Origin of the sequence: Paenibacillus sp. 102 (assembly GCF_039549175.1) — a bacterium.
Lineage (GTDB): Bacteria > Bacillota > Bacilli > Bacillales > Bacillaceae_G > Bacillus_A.
Map to the genome: position 1 here is coordinate 95,898 of NZ_JBCGHT010000013.1, position 18,745 is coordinate 114,642.

18 protein-coding genes are annotated in these 18,745 nt (G+C 35.2%); 11 read left to right on the top strand and 7 right to left on the bottom strand.

Annotation, left to right across the window (positions count from 1 at the left end; all coding sequences use genetic code 11):
• Positions 1–59: 59 nt before the first annotated feature.
• The 3 genes from AAIE21_RS21930 (at position 60) to AAIE21_RS21940 (ending at position 2,739) form a co-directional block, all read left to right on the top strand.
• A complete protein-coding gene (locus AAIE21_RS21930) occupies positions 60–1,334 on the top strand; it encodes an acetylornithine deacetylase (RefSeq protein WP_343268729.1) in 1,275 nt (424 codons plus the stop codon).
• A gap of 160 nt (positions 1,335–1,494) precedes the next feature.
• Entirely contained in the window at positions 1,495–2,409 is a 915-nt protein-coding gene (locus tag AAIE21_RS21935; RefSeq protein ID WP_343268730.1) for a tetratricopeptide repeat protein, read from the top strand.
• A 171-nt stretch (positions 2,410–2,580) separates the two neighbouring features.
• The gene (locus AAIE21_RS21940; protein ID WP_098491648.1) at positions 2,581–2,739 is read left to right on the top strand and encodes a hypothetical protein; all 159 of its coding nucleotides are present in this window, start codon (positions 2,581–2,583) and stop codon (positions 2,737–2,739) included.
• A gap of 21 nt (positions 2,740–2,760) precedes the next feature.
• Here the strand turns inward: AAIE21_RS21940 and AAIE21_RS21945 are convergent, their stop codons facing one another.
• Together AAIE21_RS21945 and glsA are read right to left on the bottom strand one after the other, a co-directional pair.
• Positions 2,761–3,102, bottom strand: coding sequence for a DUF3969 family protein (locus tag AAIE21_RS21945; protein WP_343268731.1), 342 nt, complete (start codon positions 3,100–3,102; stop codon positions 2,761–2,763).
• A gap of 180 nt (positions 3,103–3,282) precedes the next feature.
• Complete coding sequence (gene glsA, locus AAIE21_RS21950) at positions 3,283–4,212, bottom strand: glutaminase A (protein ID WP_343268732.1); 930 nt, start codon at positions 4,210–4,212, stop codon at positions 3,283–3,285.
• A gap of 508 nt (positions 4,213–4,720) precedes the next feature.
• On the opposite strand from glsA, the gene nagE reads away from it, so the two are divergent.
• The 6 genes from nagE (at position 4,721) to AAIE21_RS21980 (ending at position 13,625) form a co-directional block, all read left to right on the top strand.
• The gene (gene nagE, locus AAIE21_RS21955; RefSeq protein ID WP_343268733.1) at positions 4,721–6,214 is read left to right on the top strand and encodes an N-acetylglucosamine-specific PTS transporter subunit IIBC; all 1,494 of its coding nucleotides are present in this window, start codon (positions 4,721–4,723) and stop codon (positions 6,212–6,214) included.
• 250 nt (positions 6,215–6,464) lie between these two features.
• Positions 6,465–7,673: a serine hydrolase domain-containing protein gene (locus AAIE21_RS21960; protein WP_343268734.1), complete on the top strand. Its 1,209-nt coding sequence runs from the start codon at positions 6,465–6,467 to the stop codon at positions 7,671–7,673.
• Between the two features lie 92 nt (positions 7,674–7,765).
• Entirely contained in the window at positions 7,766–8,581 is an 816-nt protein-coding gene (locus tag AAIE21_RS21965; protein ID WP_343268735.1) for a sugar ABC transporter ATP-binding protein, read from the top strand.
• Between the two features lie 415 nt (positions 8,582–8,996).
• Positions 8,997–11,246, top strand: coding sequence for a formate C-acetyltransferase (gene pflB, locus AAIE21_RS21970; protein ID WP_343268736.1), 2,250 nt, complete (start codon positions 8,997–8,999; stop codon positions 11,244–11,246).
• Between the two features lie 66 nt (positions 11,247–11,312).
• A complete protein-coding gene (pflA, locus tag AAIE21_RS21975; RefSeq protein ID WP_343268737.1) occupies positions 11,313–12,044 on the top strand; it encodes a pyruvate formate-lyase-activating protein in 732 nt (243 codons plus the stop codon).
• A 414-nt stretch (positions 12,045–12,458) separates the two neighbouring features.
• Positions 12,459–13,625: a diglucosyl diacylglycerol synthase gene (locus tag AAIE21_RS21980; RefSeq protein ID WP_343268738.1), complete on the top strand. Its 1,167-nt coding sequence runs from the start codon at positions 12,459–12,461 to the stop codon at positions 13,623–13,625.
• A 369-nt stretch (positions 13,626–13,994) separates the two neighbouring features.
• On the opposite strand, the gene AAIE21_RS21985 is transcribed toward AAIE21_RS21980, so the two are convergent.
• The 4 genes from AAIE21_RS21985 to AAIE21_RS22000 form a co-directional block, all read right to left on the bottom strand.
• Positions 13,995–14,114 carry a YfhE family protein gene (locus AAIE21_RS21985; RefSeq protein WP_003194890.1) on the bottom strand — a complete coding sequence of 40 codons (120 nt, stop codon included), beginning with the start codon at positions 14,112–14,114 and terminating at the stop codon, positions 13,995–13,997.
• Positions 14,115–14,395: 281 nt separating this feature from the next.
• Complete coding sequence (locus tag AAIE21_RS21990) at positions 14,396–14,953, bottom strand: GNAT family N-acetyltransferase (RefSeq protein ID WP_343268739.1); 558 nt, start codon at positions 14,951–14,953, stop codon at positions 14,396–14,398.
• Between the two features lie 241 nt (positions 14,954–15,194).
• Entirely contained in the window at positions 15,195–16,325 is a 1,131-nt protein-coding gene (locus tag AAIE21_RS21995; RefSeq protein ID WP_343268740.1) for an amidohydrolase, read from the bottom strand.
• A 75-nt stretch (positions 16,326–16,400) separates the two neighbouring features.
• Positions 16,401–17,309, bottom strand: a complete 909-nt coding sequence (locus AAIE21_RS22000) for a TIGR01777 family oxidoreductase (RefSeq protein ID WP_343268741.1) — start codon at positions 17,307–17,309, stop codon at positions 16,401–16,403.
• An 81-nt stretch (positions 17,310–17,390) separates the two neighbouring features.
• On the opposite strand from AAIE21_RS22000, the gene recX reads away from it, so the two are divergent.
• Together recX and AAIE21_RS22010 are read left to right on the top strand one after the other, a co-directional pair.
• Positions 17,391–18,203 carry a recombination regulator RecX gene (gene recX, locus AAIE21_RS22005; protein WP_343268742.1) on the top strand — a complete coding sequence of 271 codons (813 nt, stop codon included), beginning with the start codon at positions 17,391–17,393 and terminating at the stop codon, positions 18,201–18,203.
• A 9-nt stretch (positions 18,204–18,212) separates the two neighbouring features.
• On the top strand, positions 18,213–18,530 hold the full coding sequence (locus AAIE21_RS22010) for a YfhH family protein (RefSeq protein WP_343268761.1): 318 nt from the start codon (positions 18,213–18,215) through the stop codon (positions 18,528–18,530).
• Between the two features lie 62 nt (positions 18,531–18,592).
• Here AAIE21_RS22010 and AAIE21_RS22015 read toward each other — a convergent pair whose 3' ends face one another.
• Positions 18,593–18,745 carry a YpzG family protein gene (locus AAIE21_RS22015; protein ID WP_000122139.1) on the bottom strand — a complete coding sequence of 51 codons (153 nt, stop codon included), beginning with the start codon at positions 18,743–18,745 and terminating at the stop codon, positions 18,593–18,595.

An 18,745-nucleotide genomic window follows, 5' to 3' on the forward strand; every position in this document is an offset into this window, starting at 1 on the left:
TCTCTTTTTTTGTAAAAATAAAAGCTGAAACATACTATGTATGCAAAGGGGAATTTGTAATGAATCAGGCAATTTCACAGTTAGTAGAACAAATCGATTCACGAAAAGAAGAGCTACTAGAACTTACAAAAACATTAATCCGTTTTGAAACACCAGCACCACCAGCAAGAAATACAAGTGAAGCACAGCAATTTGTCGCTGATTTTTTAATGAAACGTGATTTTATAATTGATAAATGGGATGTCTATCCCAATGATCCGAATGTTGTTGGTGTAAAAAAGGGGACAGCTAGTGATTCGAACAAAAGTTTAATTATTAATGGGCATATGGACGTGGCAGAAGTATCAGTGGATGAGAACTGGGAAACGAGCCCTTTTGAACCATTTGTGAAAGATGGATGGCTAGTTGGGCGTGGTGCAGCTGATATGAAAGGTGGATTAGCTGGTGCCTTATTTGCGATTCAGCTTTTGCAAGAAGCTGGAGTTGAATTACCTGGGGATTTGATTTTTCAGTCAGTAATTGGAGAAGAAGTAGGAGAAGCAGGCACACTTCAATGTTGTAAACGTGGATATGATGCTGATTTTGCAGTTGTTGTGGATACGAGTGATTTACATATGCAAGGCCAAGGCGGTGTCATTACAGGGTGGATTACTGTAAAAAGCATACAAACATTTCACGATGCAACGCGTAGACAAATGATTCATGCTGGTGGCCGTTTGTTTGGAGCAAGTGCAATTGAAAAAATGATGAAAATTGTGCAAGGTTTGCAAGAGTTAGAAAGGCACTGGGCGGTAATGAAAACATATGAAGGGTATCCATCAGGAACAACAACGATTAATCCAGCTGTTATTGAAGGTGGGCGTCATGCAGCATTTATTGCAGATGAATGCAGGCTCTGGATTACAGTACACTTCTATCCGAATGAAACACATGACCAGGTTGCAAAGGAAATTGAAGAGTATATTGGCAGGGTGGCTGCGGCTGATCCATGGCTTCGTGAAAATCCACCACAGTTTGAATGGGGTGGGGAATCAATGATTGTTGACCGGGGTGAAATATTTCCTTCACTAGAAGTAGACAAAGAGCATCCGGCAGTACAGAAACTTGCTGCGGTACATGAATCTACATTACACCGCAGCGCAACTCTAGATATGTCAGCAACAGTAACAGATGGTGGGTGGTTTAGTGATTTTAATATTCCAGCTGTTATCTACGGGCCAGGTACGTTAGAAGAAGCACATTCTGTAAACGAAAAAGTTGAAATTAGCCAGTTAGTTGAGTTTACGAAAGTTATTACCGCTTTTATATATGAATGGTGTCATACACAAAAATAAGAAAGATTTAAGGTTTTTCTAATAAAAGGATAAGGTATATCGTGTAATATGAAAGTACCTGTCGTGGAATCGTACAAACTTTGATGTTTGTACGATTTTTTTAGTCCTTCAAAATATATGAATGATAACATAATACTAAAGGTAGTAAGGGGGAATGTAAGTGAATTTGAATCAACAGGCAATTGAATTACTTGAGAAAAATGAATATGAAGAGGCATTCAAACTTTTTGAAAGAGCGTTACAAGTGTCACGAGATGTTCAATCGTTGAACAATCTTGCTTGGATATATAGTTATGAAGAAGATGATATTGAAAATGCCCTAGTACTTATTAGAGAAGCTATAGATATGAAGCCGAAATCTTATTTTCCATATAATCTTTTAGGAGAAATTTATATAAAGAAAAAAATGTGGGGGGATGCTTCTAATATTTTGCTTCAGTCTATTGCGATTCAGCCGTCCATTGAAGCATACAAAAACTTAGGGATAGCTAAGTATCACCTTAGAGAATTAGAAGAAGCATCGAAATATTTTCTTATGGGTGCGAGCAATTCGGATTATTATATGTATAGTCATATTAAATGTTTGATTGAACTTGGCAAAGCAACTGAAGCGAAGAATACATTAGATTCGTTTTCGGAGGATGATAATGATTTTGTAGGAGCAATCGAAGTTGCAGAATTGTATGTAGAAATGGGATGTTTTAAAGAAGCAACTGTCTGGTTTGAAAAAGGTCGGAAAGAGTATGGGAATGAACCGAATTGGATAAGTAGATATATTTATTCACTGTTAAAAGAGAATGCCCTAACATATGCCGAAGAAATAATCAGTAAGGTAATTGAACAGACAGATGAACTTATTCAAGAGATTCTAGACGAAGAGTGTGATGAAGCATGGACAGAAAGTGATAAGGAAGAGCGTGTTAGAGAGTTAGTTCAAGATAAGGAAGAGTATTGTCATATGATAGAGAAGATTATGTCTGGATATATTCCACAAATGGAATTTGAAATACCGCTTGCTACAGATTGTTATTTGTTTGGATGTAGACGTCATAATCATCCTGAATATCAAGGGTAGTTAACTTGCTATTATAGCTGGATTTGTATTAATTCTGACAGGCATTGATTAATGGATGTAAAATGAGAAACAATATTTGAGTATTTCCACGGAAATATAACAAACCGTTGCATATATCGACATGCTTCTCGTCATACTAACAGTGATTTCTTTTAAGAAAGGGGTATGAATATGGGACGTGGTAAATCTTTTGATCATAAGAAAAAGGGGCATGATCATAAGCCGCCTAAAGGGGCCTTCATTCATAAAGATGTAAATGAGCATACGTTAGAAGAGGAAGAATTACCTGTTAATATTGAAACGTATAAAAATAGTTTGAAGAAACATTAAAGCACCTATATAGGTGCTTTTTTAGCGTATATCTTCAATTAGCTGCTGTGATTCTTCATACATTTCATACTCACCGAGCACTTGAATACAACGCCATTTTAACTCTTCAATACTGGGCTCAAGTTCTTCGGGGAGGACATGATGAATGTCTTCAAGCCCCATGCCAAAATGAATAAGCTCTAGAACTTGATCATCAATATTTCGATCCATTAATAATTCCAATACTTCTAAATTGAATATGTATCGATAAGCTTCATCGGGGGAAACAACCTTGAGTTTTAAGCTTTCTACAATACTAAGTATAAAAAGAAGAATGGTTTTCTCTAGGACAGGCTTTTCCTCCATTTGAAAAATAAGTTTCATTTCTTTTACACCTCCACCGTATAGCGTTAGGTTGTACTATATTATTCGGGAAGGGGGAGCAAATATGCATAATAAAAAAAGTTATCCTATCGAACGAAGTGGGGGAGGATAACTTTTTTATTTGTTGGAATTTGAAATTTAATTATAAATAATGCCGAAAATCGTCATTAGAATCCTTTTTTAAAAAATGCTCCAACCTTCTTGAGCAGAAAGCAATTCTAATATTTTAAATCCAGCAATACTATTTCCATTTGCATCTAGAGCTGGTCCGAAAATACCGATTCCCATTTCTCCTTTTACACAACCGAAAATCCCACCAGCGACACCGCTTTTTGCGGGGATTCCAACACGAATCGCAAATTCTCCAGATTCATTGTACATGCCGCAAGTTACCATAAAGGTTTTACAAATTTTTGTGATATGTTTTGGGATAATTTGTTTTTTCTTATATGGATCGTAGCCATCCATTGCAAAAATTAAACCAATACGTGCTAGATCAATGCAATTTACTTCGATTGCACATTGACGTGTGTATAAATCCATTAATTCTTCGATATTACCATCAATGATGCCGTTTTGCTTCATATAGTAGCAAAGAGATCGATTTAAGTAAGCAGTTTCTAGTTCAGAGATGGCTACTTTGGAAGAGTAATTAATTGTAGGATTGTCTGTAATATCACGTACAAAGCGAAGAATTCGTTCCATTTTCTCTTCGTTACTATCTCCTGTAAGCATACTTGTAATAGCTAGCGCACCTGCGTTAATCATTGGATTAAGAGGTTTAGAAGGACTAGTTGTTTCTAGCTTAATAATAGAATTAAATGGGTCGCCAGTTGGCTCCATTCCAACTTTAGAGAATACATATTCTTCACCACGATCTAAAAGTGCGAGAGCGAGTGTAATTACTTTTGAAATACTTTGAAGAGTAAAAAGTGTTTGTGAGTTACCAGCATGGATGTATTCGGTCTCTTTATGATAGATAGCAATTCCTAAATCGTCTGGATTTGCATTTCCTAGTTCGGGGATATAAGTAGCAAGTTTACCTTTTTTTGTATAGGGTTTTACTTGTTCTAGCAACTGTTGTAAGTTGTTTGTCTCGATGCACTGCATAATACCAACGCTCCTGTTCCTTTTTCACTAAGTTTACGGTTCCCTATAAACTTGGAAATAAATAATAACATGAAAAAGTGGAATGATAAAATGAAACTTATATATGAGTAAGAATTGGCTAAAAGATATAAACCTTGTTTTAGGTGGGAGAGAGGATCCGACCATGCATAGAAGCGGTCAAATCCTTTTCCTGCCCCGTGCCAAGTAAAACAAAGAGGGCAAACGAGTGCAGGTCACCTTTTGTTCTTCATAGCCGTGGCTTATATGTTAGAAAATCAAAATAGTTATATATATCCCGTTCCATTGTTTTTTTATTTAAAACGTTAATAGAAAGGATAATTTACCTTTTATATAACAGTTTGGAAATAGGAAAGATATCCATAAAAAGTTCATAAATAAAAACTACACATCTATACAACTATATGTTATTATGATTATGTGATAGAAAGCGTTTTCTAAACGTATTTATAATGGTAACGATTTCATAAATTGAATAGGAGGAATTACAATGTTGCAGTTTTTACAACGTATTGGTAAAGCATTAATGCTTCCAATCGCAGTGCTACCAGCAGCAGGATTATTGCTTCGTTTAGGACAACCAGACGTGTTCGATATTCCTGTTATGGCACAGGCCGGTGCAGCAATCTTTGATAACTTAGCACTTATTTTTGCAATTGGTGTTGCAATCGGTTTGTCTGTTGATGGTAGTGGTGCCGCAGGTCTTGCTGGTGCAATTGGTTATTTAGTTATGAAGAATACAACTGATACATTAAGTAAAGGGTATTCTGCTGCAGAGCTAAATGATAAATTAAAGGGTGTTCAAGACTTATTAGGATCAGTTGATCCAAGTAAGTTAGCGGATACAATGACAAAAGTTTCAAAAGCGGCAGCGTTAACGCCAAAGATAAATATGGCCATACTAGGCGGTATTATTGCTGGGGTTGTTGCTGGGTTATTATATAACAAGTTCCATAAAATCAAATTACCAGAATGGTTAGGGTTCTTTGCAGGAAAACGTTTTGTACCAATTATTACTTCTATCGTTATGCTTCTTCTAGGGTTAGTATTCGGTCAAATTTGGCCAACAATCCAAAGTGGTATTGATACAGTAGCGCACGGCATTGTAAACTTAGATGCAATCGGTGCAGGGTTATTCGGTTTATTAAACCGTTTATTAATTCCAATTGGTTTACACCATGTAATGAACACATATTTCTGGTTTGTACTTGGTGACTTTACAAATGCAGCCGGTGATGTTGTTCATGGTGATATTGCACGCTTCTTTGCACAAGACCCATCAGCTGGTATGTTTATGACTGGTTTCTTCCCAATCATGATGTTCGGTTTACCAGCAGCATGTTTTGCAATGATTGCGGCAGCTAAACCAGAAAAACGTAAAATGGTTACAGGGATGTTAGGTGGGCTTGCTTTAACATCATTCTTAACTGGTATTACAGAACCAATTGAATTCTCATTCATGTTCTTATCACCAGTATTATACGGTATCCATGCTGTATTAACAGGTATTTCTTTATTTGTAACAACAACACTTGGCATTCACGATGGTTTCTCATTCAGTGCCGGTGCGATTGATTACTTCTTAAACTTCGGTATTGCAACAAAACCGTTATTATTAGCGGGAATTGGTTTAATTTATGCAGCAATTTACTTTGTAGTATTCTATTTCTTAATTAAGAAGTTCAACTTGAAAACTCCAGGTCGTGAAGATGACGATGAGTTAGCTGCAGAGGGAGACGCACCAGTGGCAGGTTCTATCGGTGAAACTTACGTGGCAGCATTAGGCGGAAAAGACAACTTAACAGTTATTGATAACTGTGCAACTCGCTTGCGTTTGCAAGTGAAAGATGCAAACTTAGTAAATGAGCCAGCATTAAAACGTGCCGGTGCAAAAGGTGTTATGAAATTAAGTAATACAAGCGTACAGGTTATCGTAGGTACAAACGTTGAGTCTGTCGCTGATGACATGAAGAAACATGTATAAATAATTAGATAAGAGGATATCCCTAAAGGCTGGATTAGACTAGTCTTTTAGAGGATATCCTCTTTTTTATATAGGGAATCTTACTTTAAAAAAATTCTTTTCTTATTTCAAACATATTGGTTGGTTATAACTTCATCACATGATAAAGTAAGAATGGTATGAAATGAAATTTCCAATAGTTAGGGGAATTTAAAGGTTATATTTTTGTGAAGTGATTAAATTATTTGGTCAGTAAGGGGAAAAAAGAATCATGAATGAAGAAAAGGATAGTGCAAGTATGAAAGCTCGTAGACCGGTTACATATATAAAAAGAACGAGCATTCTTATTGTATTGTTTTTGCTTGTATATTTCGGATATACAAAAATTACTGCACATACTAAAAAAGAGAATACGTTAAAAGCAACGACAGAAGTAAAGAAAGAAACGGAACAAAAACAATTAGAACAACCTCCAGAAGGCACGCAGCAAGCAAAGGCAGCGGAAAAAACTGTCGAAGGCCCGCCACAAGAAATTAACGAGAATGCTGAGTTAGACAATTATTTAAAAGATAAAAATTTTAGTGGAACAGCAGTTGTTGTGAAAAATGGTAAAGTACTTTTGAATAAGGGCTACGGGATGGCAAATCAAGAGAAAAAAATACCGAATAATTCACAAACAACATTTTATATTGGTTCAATTTCAAAGGCATTTGTAGCTACAGCGATTATGCAGCTAAAAGATCAAAATAAACTTCAAACAGAAGATACAATAGCAAAATATATTCCTGATTTTCCGAGAGGTAACGAAGTAAAGTTAGTTCATCTATTGACACACACATCGGGAATTCCTGAATATGAGGCAGGAGAAGGCGATATTTCTCACGAGGAATTGTTGAAGCGAATTGGACAACAAAAACGTTTGTTTAATCCAGGTGAAAAATGGAAGTATTCGGATTCAAATTACTCAATACTTGGTTACATCGTTGAGAAAGTTAGCGGGCAACCGTTAGAAGAGTATATTAAACAACATATTTTTGATGTTGTAGGGATGAAACAATCAGGTTTCGGAACGGAATTAGAGAAAACAAAGTATCCTTCGACTGGTTACAAGGTTGTAAATAATAATATGACAGTTCCTGCTATTCCAAATATGTCACAATTATATGGAAATGGTGATATATATACGAGTGCAAATGATTTATATTTATTTAATGAAGCACTATTTTCTGGGAAGCTAATATCTAAAGAGAGCTATGAGCAAATGTTTACAGCATTTAAAAAAGATTATGGATTTGGTTGGTATGTAAATCCGGGAAGTTACTCTAATCATGGTGTAATGCCTGGATGGAATTGCTTAAATGGATTTAGTAGAAGTGGGAATGTGTATGTTATTTTATTATCTAATATTCAAAATAATATTAAATCATTTGGTACGCTTAATAATGATATTTATACAATGCTACAGCATATTGAAGTGTAAGAGATTATCCTCTGGGGTAGTCTTTTTTTTATGAGTTGAGGCAGAATCTATTTATTGAGATAATGAAAAAAATGGAAAGGAAGGAGGAGGTTATGAGTATTCATAAGCACCATGCGCGTAATGCGAGGCGAACTTTACTTTTAGCTATTATTGTATGGATTATTATTGTGATTGGATGCGTAGTGGAATATCAAAATGGAACACTTCTTAGTTCGGAAAAGGGGATTCTAGAATTAATAAGTATTATGTTACCGGCGTGTATTCTATTGATTTATAGTTTGGTAGAAAAGAGCAGAGCTAAGAGGATAGAAAAGATTGTTCAAGGGAAAGAAATTTCCTTATTGTTGGAGCAAAGAAGATTTGTAGTTCGTAGGGAAACTAATTTTTTTACGGCAGTTACATACTTTGGGCTAGAGGGAAATACAATGGGGATGCTCAAAGAAAAATATGATTCTAAAATTCAAACGATATGGAAAAGTATCTTATCCTTTTTCTTTAAAGGAATGAATGAGCAACAATTTTATTTATTAAATGAATTAGGTGAAGAGCTGTTAGTAATTAAGAAAAAAAGAGGTGTACGGAATTCATATACATTTTATAGCATAATGGGAGAGAGAATCGGTGAATTCAATCAATTGTTAAGCTTAACAAAATGGGAGTGGAGCTTCCTATCATCTGAAGGAAAAGAAATCGGGAAAGTTACAGGAGATTTATCAGGTACATTACAAAAAGGAAAATGGCAAGATGGAACTTATATTGATGTGAAAGAAGACGGGATTCCGTTAGAAGCGGTTCAATATTTCTCTGCAAGTGGGGGATCACTTGTTACAGTATCTGTAGCGAAACATACAGAGTTACAGCGAGCGGTATATTACGCTGTGGCTGCAATTATAACTTTGAAAAATTAAAAAACATCTAAAACATTATCTTCGTTATTCTAGATTATACCTCAATTTAATCAGAAGCTATATCTCATTCATTATGAAAAGAAGTGTACCAAATAGGTACACTTCTTTCTATTCTGTTTTAGAAAAACTATAACAGAATAAGAGAAAAGGGTATTACAGTTTAAAATGGGTATGACTCTTTATACCACAGAATAGGATTCGTTTATAAGGATACCAAAAAAATACAATTAAGGAAAGTCTTAATTTAAAAGAGTTTAAATTAAAGTTAATACTATGTATATAGTAGTATGCTCAATATTTCACAAATGTGTCACAACTACCTCGTTCACTTTTTCAAAAAAGTAGTATTCTAAATGTGTAAGCTGTTATATAAAAAATCTTAGTCCTGTACTAATCAAAAATGGAGGAGATTAGGATGACTCAAGTATTAGAAACTGTAAAAAACGCATGGACAAACTTTAAAGGTGAAAAGTGGAAAGCAGAGATTGATGTTCGCGATTTCATTTTAAATAATGTAAACGTTTTCGAAGGAGACGAATCTTTCTTAGCGGAAGCAACAGAAGCAACGAAACAACTTTGGGATCAAGTAATGGATTTAACGAAACAAGAACGTGATAATGGTGGCGTCCTTGATATGGATACAAGCATTGTTTCTTCTATTACATCTCACGGTCCTGGATATTTAAATAAAGATACTGAAAAAGTAGTTGGTTTCCAAACAGATAAACCATTTAAACGTTCTTTACAACCATACGGTGGTATTCGTATGGCAGAGCAAGCTTGTGAAGCTTATGGATACGAAATGGATAAAGAACTTAGCCGTATTTTCAGAGATTGGCGCAAAACGCATAACCAAGGTGTGTTTGATGCGTATACTCCAGAAATGAGAGCGGCTCGTAAATCAGGTGTTATTACAGGTCTTCCGGATGCATATGGCCGTGGACGTATTATTGGTGACTATCGCCGCGTAGCATTATATGGTGTTGATCGCTTAATAGAAGCGAAAAAAGAAGATTTAAATTTAACTGGTGGCGTAATGAGCGAAGATACAATGCGTTTACGCGAAGAGTTATCTGAGCAAATGCGTGCACTTCAAGAGTTAAAACAAATGGCAGCTTCTCATGGTTTTGATATTTCTAAACCAGCAACAAATGCACAAGAAGCATTCCAATGGTTATACTTCGCTTATCTTGCAGCGATTAAAGAGCAAAACGGGGCAGCAATGAGCCTTGGACGTACTTCTACATTCTTAGATATCTTCATTGAAAGAGATATTGAAAATGGTACATTAACAGAAGAAGAAGCGCAAGAAATTGTTGATCACTTCATCATGAAATTACGTCTTGTAAAATTCGCAAGAACACCTGATTACAATGAATTGTTCTCTGGTGATCCAACTTGGGTAACTGAATCTATCGGTGGTATGGCACTTGATGGTCGCCCATTAGTAACGAAAAACTCATTCCGTTTCTTGCATACATTAGATAACTTAGGACCAGCTCCAGAGCCAAACTTAACAGTTCTTTGGTCTAAACAATTACCAGAGAACTTTAAAAACTACTGTGCGAAAATGTCTATTCAAACATCTGCAATTCAATATGAAAATGATGACATTATGCGCCCAGAGTATGGCGATGATTACGGTATTGCTTGTTGTGTGTCTGCAATGAGAATTGGTAAGCAAATGCAGTTCTTCGGAGCTCGTGCAAACTTAGCTAAGACACTATTATATGCAATTAATGGCGGTAAAGATGAAAAATCAAAAGAACAAATTGGACCTGAATTTGCAGCTATCACTTCTGAAGTATTAGATTACGAAGAAGTTATGCGTAAATTTGATATGACAATGGAATGGCTAGCAGGTTTATATTTAAACACATTAAATGTTATCCATTATATGCACGATAAATATAGTTATGAACGTATTGAAATGGCACTTCATGATACAAATGTTCTTCGTACAATGGCAACAGGTATCGCGGGCTTATCTGTAGTAGCTGATTCTTTAAGTGCAATTAAATATGCAAAAGTAAAACCGATTCGTGATGAAAACGGTATTGCAGTTGACTTTGAAATTGAAGGTGATTTCCCTAAATATGGTAATAATGATGATCGCGTAGATGAAATCGCAGTAAATCTTGTAAAAACATTTATGAACAAGCTTCGTAAACATAAAACATACCGTAATTCTGTTCATACAATGTCAATCTTAACTATTACATCTAACGTTGTATATGGTAAGAAAACAGGTAACACTCCAGATGGTCGTCGTACTGGTGAACCGTTTGCACCAGGTGCAAATCCTATGCATGGACGCGATACAAAAGGTGCACTAGCTTCACTATTATCTGTTGCAAAATTACCTTATGAAGATGCGCAAGATGGTATTTCTAATACATTCTCAATTATTCCAAAAGCGCTTGGTAAAGAAGATGATGTACAAGTTAAAAACTTAGTATCTATGCTTGATGGATATGCAGTGAAAGAAGGACATCACTTAAATATTAACGTATTTAACCGTGAAACATTAATGGATGCAATGGAACATCCTGAAAAATATCCACAATTAACAATTCGTGTATCTGGTTACGCAGTTAACTTCATCAAATTAACTCGTGAACAACAAATCGATGTAATTAACCGTACAATGCATGAAAGTATGTAAGTAAAAAGTTTCCCTCTGTTTTTATAAAAACAGAGGGAGGCTGTTTCAATAGAGGAGGAAGTTAACATGGTAAAAGGAAGAATTCATTCTGTAGAGTCTTGTGGTACTGTTGATGGCCCAGGAATTCGTTATGTCATATTTACACAAGGGTGTCTATTACGCTGCCAATATTGTCATAATGCTGATACGTGGGAGATCGGTAAAGGAAAAGAAATAACAGTTGAAGAAGTGATGCAGGATGTTACATGTTACCTTCCTTTTATTGAAGCTTCCGGTGGTGGCATTACAGTGAGCGGTGGAGAGCCATTATTGCAGTTAGATTTTTTGATTGAATTATTTAAGAAATGTAAGGAAATTGGAATTCATACGACAATTGATTCTTCCGGAGGGTGCTATTCTGAAGAGCCGGAGTTCCAAAGAAAATTAGATATTTTAATGGACTATACAGATTTAGTATTATTAGATTTAAAACATATCGATCCTAAAAAGCACCGTAAATTAACTGGTAAAACGAATGAACATATTCTACAATTTGCCCGTTATTTATCTGATAAACAAAAACCAATTTGGGTAAGACACGTATTGGTCCCAGGTGTTACAGATAGTGAAGAAGACCTGCAGAGATTATCTAGCTTCATTCAAAGTCTTTCTAACGTAAAGAAAGTAGAAGTCTTACCATATCACAAACTTGGTGTATATAAATGGGAAGCGCTTGGACATAAGTATCCTCTTGAAGGTGTAGAACCTCCAACAGAAAAAAATGTTCAAAATGCAAAAAATATTTTACAAGCAGTCTAATCCAAATTAAGGATTAGACTTTTTGTTTTCCATTAATAAATTCTAGAGTATATCTGAAGAAAAGAGTATACTGAAAGTAGAATATCCATATTTTTGTAAAGAAATAAGAGGATAAATTTACATAATTGTAAAGGGAAAACCAAATAGTAACAAGAATTAAGAAGTAGCAGGGCGAGTATCATGAAGTATGATCATTTGTAAGTTATTGCGAAAGCTCTTGTAGGAAAGTATAATATAAAGATATGAGCACAGATAGGATTAAGGGGTCAATCTTATATGCTTTGCATATCCACGACAGGTACATAGCTAACATGAAAGTGTTGGAATCCAAACATGTAATTTTTTTTAGGAAAATGTTTTTCCTATTGTCGTATATGCAATATGGAAAAGCGAAAAAGCTAGGAGTGGATTTGTTTGATAAAAAACCCCAAGGTTTTAATATTAACTGCACATTACGGTAATGGTCATGTGCAAGTAGCAAAAACATTAGCACAAACATTTCGTCAAAAAGGAATTGAAGATGTGATTGTGTGTGATCTATTTGGAGAGTCACACCCAGTCATAACGGATATTACAAAATACTTATACTTAAAAAGTTATACAATAGGTAAAGAGCTATATCGCTTATTTTATTACGGTGTGGAAAAGATTTACGATAAGAAAATTGCATCGTGGTATGCGAATTTTGGGAGAAAACGTTTAAAAGTACTATTACATGCAGAGAAACCAGATATTGTTATTAATACATTTCCAATTATTGCAGTGCCAGAATTGAAAAAGCAAACAGGTTTTTCAATTCCTGTTTATAATGTGTTAACAGATTTTTGTTTACACAAAATATGGATTCATCGTGAAGTAGATCGTTATTTTGTAGCGACAGATTATGTGAAAAAAGTAATGGTTGATATTGGTGTACCTTCAGAGCAAATCGTAGAAACTGGGATTCCAATTCGTAAAAACTTTGAATTAACTATTAATCCAGAAATCCTGTATAGTAAATATCATTTATCTCGTGAGAAAAAGATTTTACTTATTGTAGCAGGTGCTCACGGTGTATTAGGAAATGTAAAAGAATTATGTCAATCATTTATGACAGTCCCTAATCTTCAAGTAGCTGTTGTTTGTGGGAAAAATGAAACTTTAAAACAAGAGCTATTAGGACTCAAGGAACAAAATCCTGAGGTATTAAAAGTATTTGGCTATGTAGAGAATATAGATGAGTTATTCCGTATTACCTCTTGTATGATTACAAAACCAGGAGGCATTACGCTAAGTGAAGCAGCAGCTTTACAAGTACCTGTCATTTTATATAAACCAGTACCGGGGCAAGAAAATGAAAATGCAATATATTTCGAAAACAAAGGAGCTGCACTTGTAATTCGCGAAGATGAGGATGTTTTTGCGAAAACAAAGGCACTACTAGAAGATGATAGGAAGCTCTTACAAATGAAAGAAGCGATGGGAAGTATCTATCGTCCAGAGCCAGCTTGCCACATTGTAGATGCAATTTTAGAAGAAAACCATGTGCAATCTAATCATATGCCGATTAAGTCGCCAGCTTTTGCCCAATCTTTTACGTAATATGAAACCCTCTTTGTATTTTGGGAGAGGGTTTTTTGTTTTGCGTGAATTTAGTATAGGAAATAGAATTATAAGAAGGTATATATACATTGACTGTTAATAAAGTTGTAAGCTTTTATATTTTCGTTGTATGTTATCCACAAAAGAATACGGTTTCAATAGACGATAAAGTCGGAATATTAACAATGATATCCACATTATCCACAATTTTCAGAAAAAATATCCACAAATTAAACACAATATATGTGATTAAGTTTAGAGCAATCCAAAATAACTATTGAATTTATACACAATTCTATTAATTCTGTGGATAAAGTTTTCCACAAAAAATACTCCTTATAATATAAGGAGTAAATCTTTACTTTATAATTACACACCTTTAGGGCGATATCCTGCTGCGCGATCCGCTCTGCGAAACTCTCGCTGATAAAGAACCTCTTGTGTACTATTTAATGTATTTCTTGCTTTTTCACGTTTCTTTCTATCCATTACAGTTCACCTCGTGTCATAAAGTTATTACCTATCGTTTCCAATGACACAAAGAGATATACACAATAAACAAGTATATTCGCTTTATAATTTATATAAATACGCGTTGAAAGACCGACATACAATCATTCCTTTTAGGTGGGAGAGAGCATACGGGTCAGTATCTTTTTTAGCCCAATGCCATATGAAAACAGAAGGAGAAAATCAGTGGAGAACTTCTTTTATTTTCATAACCGCGACTTATATGTCGGAAAATTAAAATGGATATATATAGTTACATTTTAAGCTTCTTTTAAATGATGTGTATCTTGGAATGCAGTGTCGCGCATTGTAGCAAGTGTATATTGATCTTTAACAATCTCATATAGGTTATACACGTCCAGATTTTTGTTGATTTGATCATAAACAGCTTTTCTAGTTTCATTTGCTAGGTTTACATATGATAATTTTTCCGCTGCTTTCATCGAACGAATATTTACTTTGCGAATGCGCATAAAGATTGTTTCAATATCTAACTCATAGAAAAGCTCGCTGAAAAAAGCATCTTTTGCTAATTTATTATATCCCTGGCCATGATAAGGTTTTCCAAGCCATGTGCCAAGAAACCCAGCTTTTTCTTGCACATCAAATAAAGTAATCGTGCCGATAGGGTTTCCCCATTCATCTAAAATGGTACGTGAGATTAATTCACCACGATCTTCGGCTTCAATTGTTTGTTTTGTTAAAAATAGAAATTCTTCATATGAATAAGCCTTTTGACGCACAAAAGGGAAGACAGCTGGATCCACCATTAAATCGTATAGAACGTGGCTGTCGTGTAAGTCGCGTCTTTTTAACATACTAACTCCTCCTCATATGAGGGTAGCATGACGAAAAAACACCCCACCCTCGAAATTTTTATATCAACCTTTAAAAAATTTCGGGGTGGGAATCGAACCCACTAGAACCAGTCTATAACGCTGGTGGCGCACCATTTGCCTTCCCCATTCATCAATTTGAAATGAATCATCACGACACAAATTGATTATGGTTTCATTCAGTTTATAATCGTATAATACTTTATCTAGTCAAAAAAATAAACTAGTTTTTTTTATTTTTTTTGTAAATTATTTCTCCGTCAATCATAGTTAGTACGGGCTTGGCTAAATAATGGAATGGGTGATGTGTCCATAATACAAGATCAGCATCTTTTCCGGCCTCAATACTTCCAATCCTTTTCTCTAAACGTAGGTTTCGAGCAGGGATGATTGTAATTCCTTCTAATGCAATTTTTTCATCTAATCCTTCCCTGACAGCGATGGCTGCACAAATATTTAAATACTGAATTGGAGTATAGGGGTGGTCTGTTGTGATAGAAACTTCTATCCCATGCTTGGATAAAATATGGTACGTATCCCATGATTTATTTTTTAGTTCAATTTTTGATCGGCGTGTTAATGTTGGGCCAACAGATATTTTTAAGTTTTGGTTGGCAAGCTCTTTTGCAATAAAGTGTCCTTCTGTACAGTGTTCAATACGTAAATCAAGATTAAATTCTTTTGCGAAGCGAAGAGCGGAAAGAATGTCATCTGCCCGATGAGCATGCATACGTACTGGAATTTCTCGGCGCAGTGCTTTTAGAATAGGAAGCATTCGAAAGTCTGCTTCATTACCATAATGTTGTGCTTCGTAAAAAGATTCACGAAGCAACCCCATAATCCCCATACGAGTAATGGATTCTTTTGTGCCATTACTATGAACTCTTTTTGGATTTTCTCCAAATGCAATTTTTAATCCGGCAGGTTCTTGAATAATCATATGATCGATACAGGTTCCAGCAGTTTTAATTACGCATGTTGTTCCGCCGATAATATTTTGACTTCCGGGCATAACATGTGCAGTTGTAACCCCATTTTGAACTGCATCTTGAAAAGCAATATCAAATGGATGGATACCATCTATAGAACGAATATGTGGTGTTAATACTTCAGATGTTTCATTGGCGTCATTTCCCGCCCATCCAGTTCCTTCATCGTATAGTCCAAGATGAGTATGCACATCGATAAATCCTGGTAAAAGGTGAAGGGCTCTTGCATTAATCACAGTCATATCTTGAGTTGGCTCAATATTTGGTTTTACCGCAGTGATTTTATTGTGTTTAACCAATACATCTCCTTGAAATTTAGGAGATGTAATGGGGTATACAGTCGCTTGCTTAAATAGCGTTTTCATAGGTACCTCATTTCCATTGGTTCATAATCTTTAGACTAGCGAAGAGAACAATTCGAAAGATTTATTTTAAAAGTACTACATTGTATGCGATGTGATATTTTGTAATGCATGCTTTAATGTAGAAAAAGAATATTGGTATCCGTGCTTCATTGCTTTGTCAGGCAATACATATTGTCCTTGCAAAACAAGCATACTCATTTCGCCAAGTAAAGCATGTAGTACAAATGATGGAACGGGAAGCCAATGGGGGCGATGTGTCATAACAGAAAGTGTTTTCCCGAACTCTTTCATTGTTGTAGGTTCTGGAGCTGTAATGTTAAGAGGTCCTTCTATCTCTTTTGTGTGTATTGCAAAATCGATCATACGGATGACATCATCTAGATGAATCCAAGATAGCCATTGATTACCTGAACCAATTGTCCCACCAATAAATAATTTGTAAGGGAGCAACATTTTAGGAAGCGCACCACCATCTTTTCCTAAAACGATTCCAAAGCGTGTATAGATGGTTCGAATCCCGAGAGAAGTTGCGTTAGATGCTGCTTCTTCCCATAGTTTTACTGTGGTTGCTAAAAAGTCACTGCCATTTTCTTTGTTCTGTTCTGTAAAGGTTTTTGTTTCAGATGTACCGTAATAGCCAATTGCGCTAGCGTTAATAAAAGTATGGGGTTTCTTTTGTAATGTTTGTAATTGCCTAATGAGACTATTTGTTGTATGAAGGCGACTCGCTACAATATTTTCTTTCTGCTTTTTTGTCCAGCGACCATTATTAATAGATTCTCCAGCTAGATTCACAACAACATCAATAGAAGTGAGGGGAAACTTATGTGAGCGCGTATCCCATTGGATATAGCAAATGTTAGAGTTGAGAGGATTCTTCCTTTTTTTTCGGGTGAGGATGTAAATTGTATATCCTTTTAGGCTTAAAAAATTAGCCAATGCTTTACCGATAAAACCAGTTCCTCCAGAAATTGCGATTTTCAACTGGGTTTCCTCCTCATTATATATATTCATGAAAAACAAAATTGTTCCGCACTATGTTAAAATAGTAGCGAGGTGAAGAATATGGCTGTCATTACAAAAATAGAAGTACAAAAACGAACGAAAGAACGCTTTAATATTTATATTGATAAAGGACAAGGTGAAGAATACGGATTTAGTGTAAATCAAGTAACCTTAATCAAATACGGTTTGCAAAAGGGGTTAGAAATTGATGAAGTAGAGTTAGCAAATATTTTGTACAATGAAGAAGTACAGAAAGCATATTTACAAGCAATTTCTTATTTATCCTATCAAATGCGGACGAAACAAGAAGTAGAAGAGCACTTACGAAAAAAGGAAATTGGACAAGCCATCATCTCTGAAGTTGTTTCGAAATTATTACATGATCACTATATTAATGATAGAGAGTATGCCATTTCATATGTGCGAACTCATAGTAACGTGAATCAAAAAGGACCGACTATTATTAGACGGGAACTTCTTGGTAAAGGTGTCCAAGATATAATTATTACTCATAGTTTACAAGAATATCCGAAAGAGAAGCAAATTGAAAATGCTTTTGAACTTGTGGAAAAAAAGAAAAAATCCTATCAAAAGCATTCTTTTTTACAAATGAAACAAAAGTTAGAAGAAATGTTAGTCCGTAAAGGATATAATCGTGATGTGATTCAAATTTGTCTAGAAGAATTAAAAGAGGACAAGGATGAAATACAACAACAAGAAGCGTTGTTATATCATGGAAATAAGTATCATGAGAAGCATAAAAAGCATGATAGATGGACATATGAAAATAAGATGAAACAAGCATTATATCGAAAAGGATTTTCCATTGATGAGATAGAGACATTTTTACAAATGAAACGTGAAGAGGGATGAGAGAATATGATGAATATGCCAAAACGTTATAGCGAGATGACACCACATGAGCTAAGAGAGGAAATTGGCATTTTAAAAGAACAGGCTGTGAAGGCAGAACAGCTTGGTATAATAAATGAGTTTGATGTATTAATGAGGAAAATGGCAATGGCCCGTGCTTATATGACAGATATAAACGCATTTCAGATTGGTGAAACGTATGAACTAATAGAAGAACCGGGTGTATTATTTACGATTACGTATTTCAATGGAGTGTTTGCTTGGGGACGCAAGCAAAATGAGACAGAGGAAATTGGTATTCCTATTTCGCTATTACAAGGGAAATAAAAACCAGAGAGCCTTGGCTGCTCTGGTTTTCATTTTTCGTAGTTGTTAAAGGAGATAGGCAATTAAATTTGACGTTTTCTCATTTCGTTTGCCAAAATAATGAGAGATTGGGTTTGTTGCGTCTGTCCATTTACTTGTGCTTTTGCATGTTTCGGACGTGCCCAGGTAGGGTTGAATAATTCAGAACGACGATCTAAATGATTACGGTAGCTCAT

Bases quoted from the DNA above. Each gene is read 5' to 3' on its own strand.
- nagE (WP_343268733.1), top strand. From the start codon at position 4,721: ATGTTGCAGTTTTTACAACGTATTGGTAAAGCATTAATGCTTCCAATC.
- AAIE21_RS21985 (WP_003194890.1), bottom strand. From the start codon at position 14,114: ATGGATAGAAAGAAACGTGAAAAAGCAAGAAATACATTAAATAGTACA.
- AAIE21_RS21965 (WP_343268735.1), top strand. From the start codon at position 7,766: ATGAGTATTCATAAGCACCATGCGCGTAATGCGAGGCGAACTTTACTT.
- recX (WP_343268742.1), top strand. From the start codon at position 17,391: ATGGCTGTCATTACAAAAATAGAAGTACAAAAACGAACGAAAGAACGC.
- pflA (WP_343268737.1), top strand. From the start codon at position 11,313: ATGGTAAAAGGAAGAATTCATTCTGTAGAGTCTTGTGGTACTGTTGAT.
- AAIE21_RS21930 (WP_343268729.1), top strand. From the start codon at position 60: ATGAATCAGGCAATTTCACAGTTAGTAGAACAAATCGATTCACGAAAA.
- glsA (WP_343268732.1), bottom strand. From the start codon at position 4,212: ATGCAGTGCATCGAGACAAACAACTTACAACAGTTGCTAGAACAAGTA.
- AAIE21_RS21995 (WP_343268740.1), bottom strand. From the start codon at position 16,325: ATGAAAACGCTATTTAAGCAAGCGACTGTATACCCCATTACATCTCCT.
- AAIE21_RS21990 (WP_343268739.1), bottom strand. From the start codon at position 14,953: ATGTTAAAAAGACGCGACTTACACGACAGCCACGTTCTATACGATTTA.
- pflB (WP_343268736.1), top strand. From the start codon at position 8,997: ATGACTCAAGTATTAGAAACTGTAAAAAACGCATGGACAAACTTTAAA.
- AAIE21_RS22015 (WP_000122139.1), bottom strand. From the start codon at position 18,745: ATGAGCTACCGTAATCATTTAGATCGTCGTTCTGAATTATTCAACCCT.
- AAIE21_RS21940 (WP_098491648.1), top strand. From the start codon at position 2,581: ATGGGACGTGGTAAATCTTTTGATCATAAGAAAAAGGGGCATGATCAT.
- AAIE21_RS22010 (WP_343268761.1), top strand. From the start codon at position 18,213: ATGAATATGCCAAAACGTTATAGCGAGATGACACCACATGAGCTAAGA.
- AAIE21_RS21945 (WP_343268731.1), bottom strand. From the start codon at position 3,102: ATGAAACTTATTTTTCAAATGGAGGAAAAGCCTGTCCTAGAGAAAACC.
- AAIE21_RS21960 (WP_343268734.1), top strand. From the start codon at position 6,465: ATGAATGAAGAAAAGGATAGTGCAAGTATGAAAGCTCGTAGACCGGTT.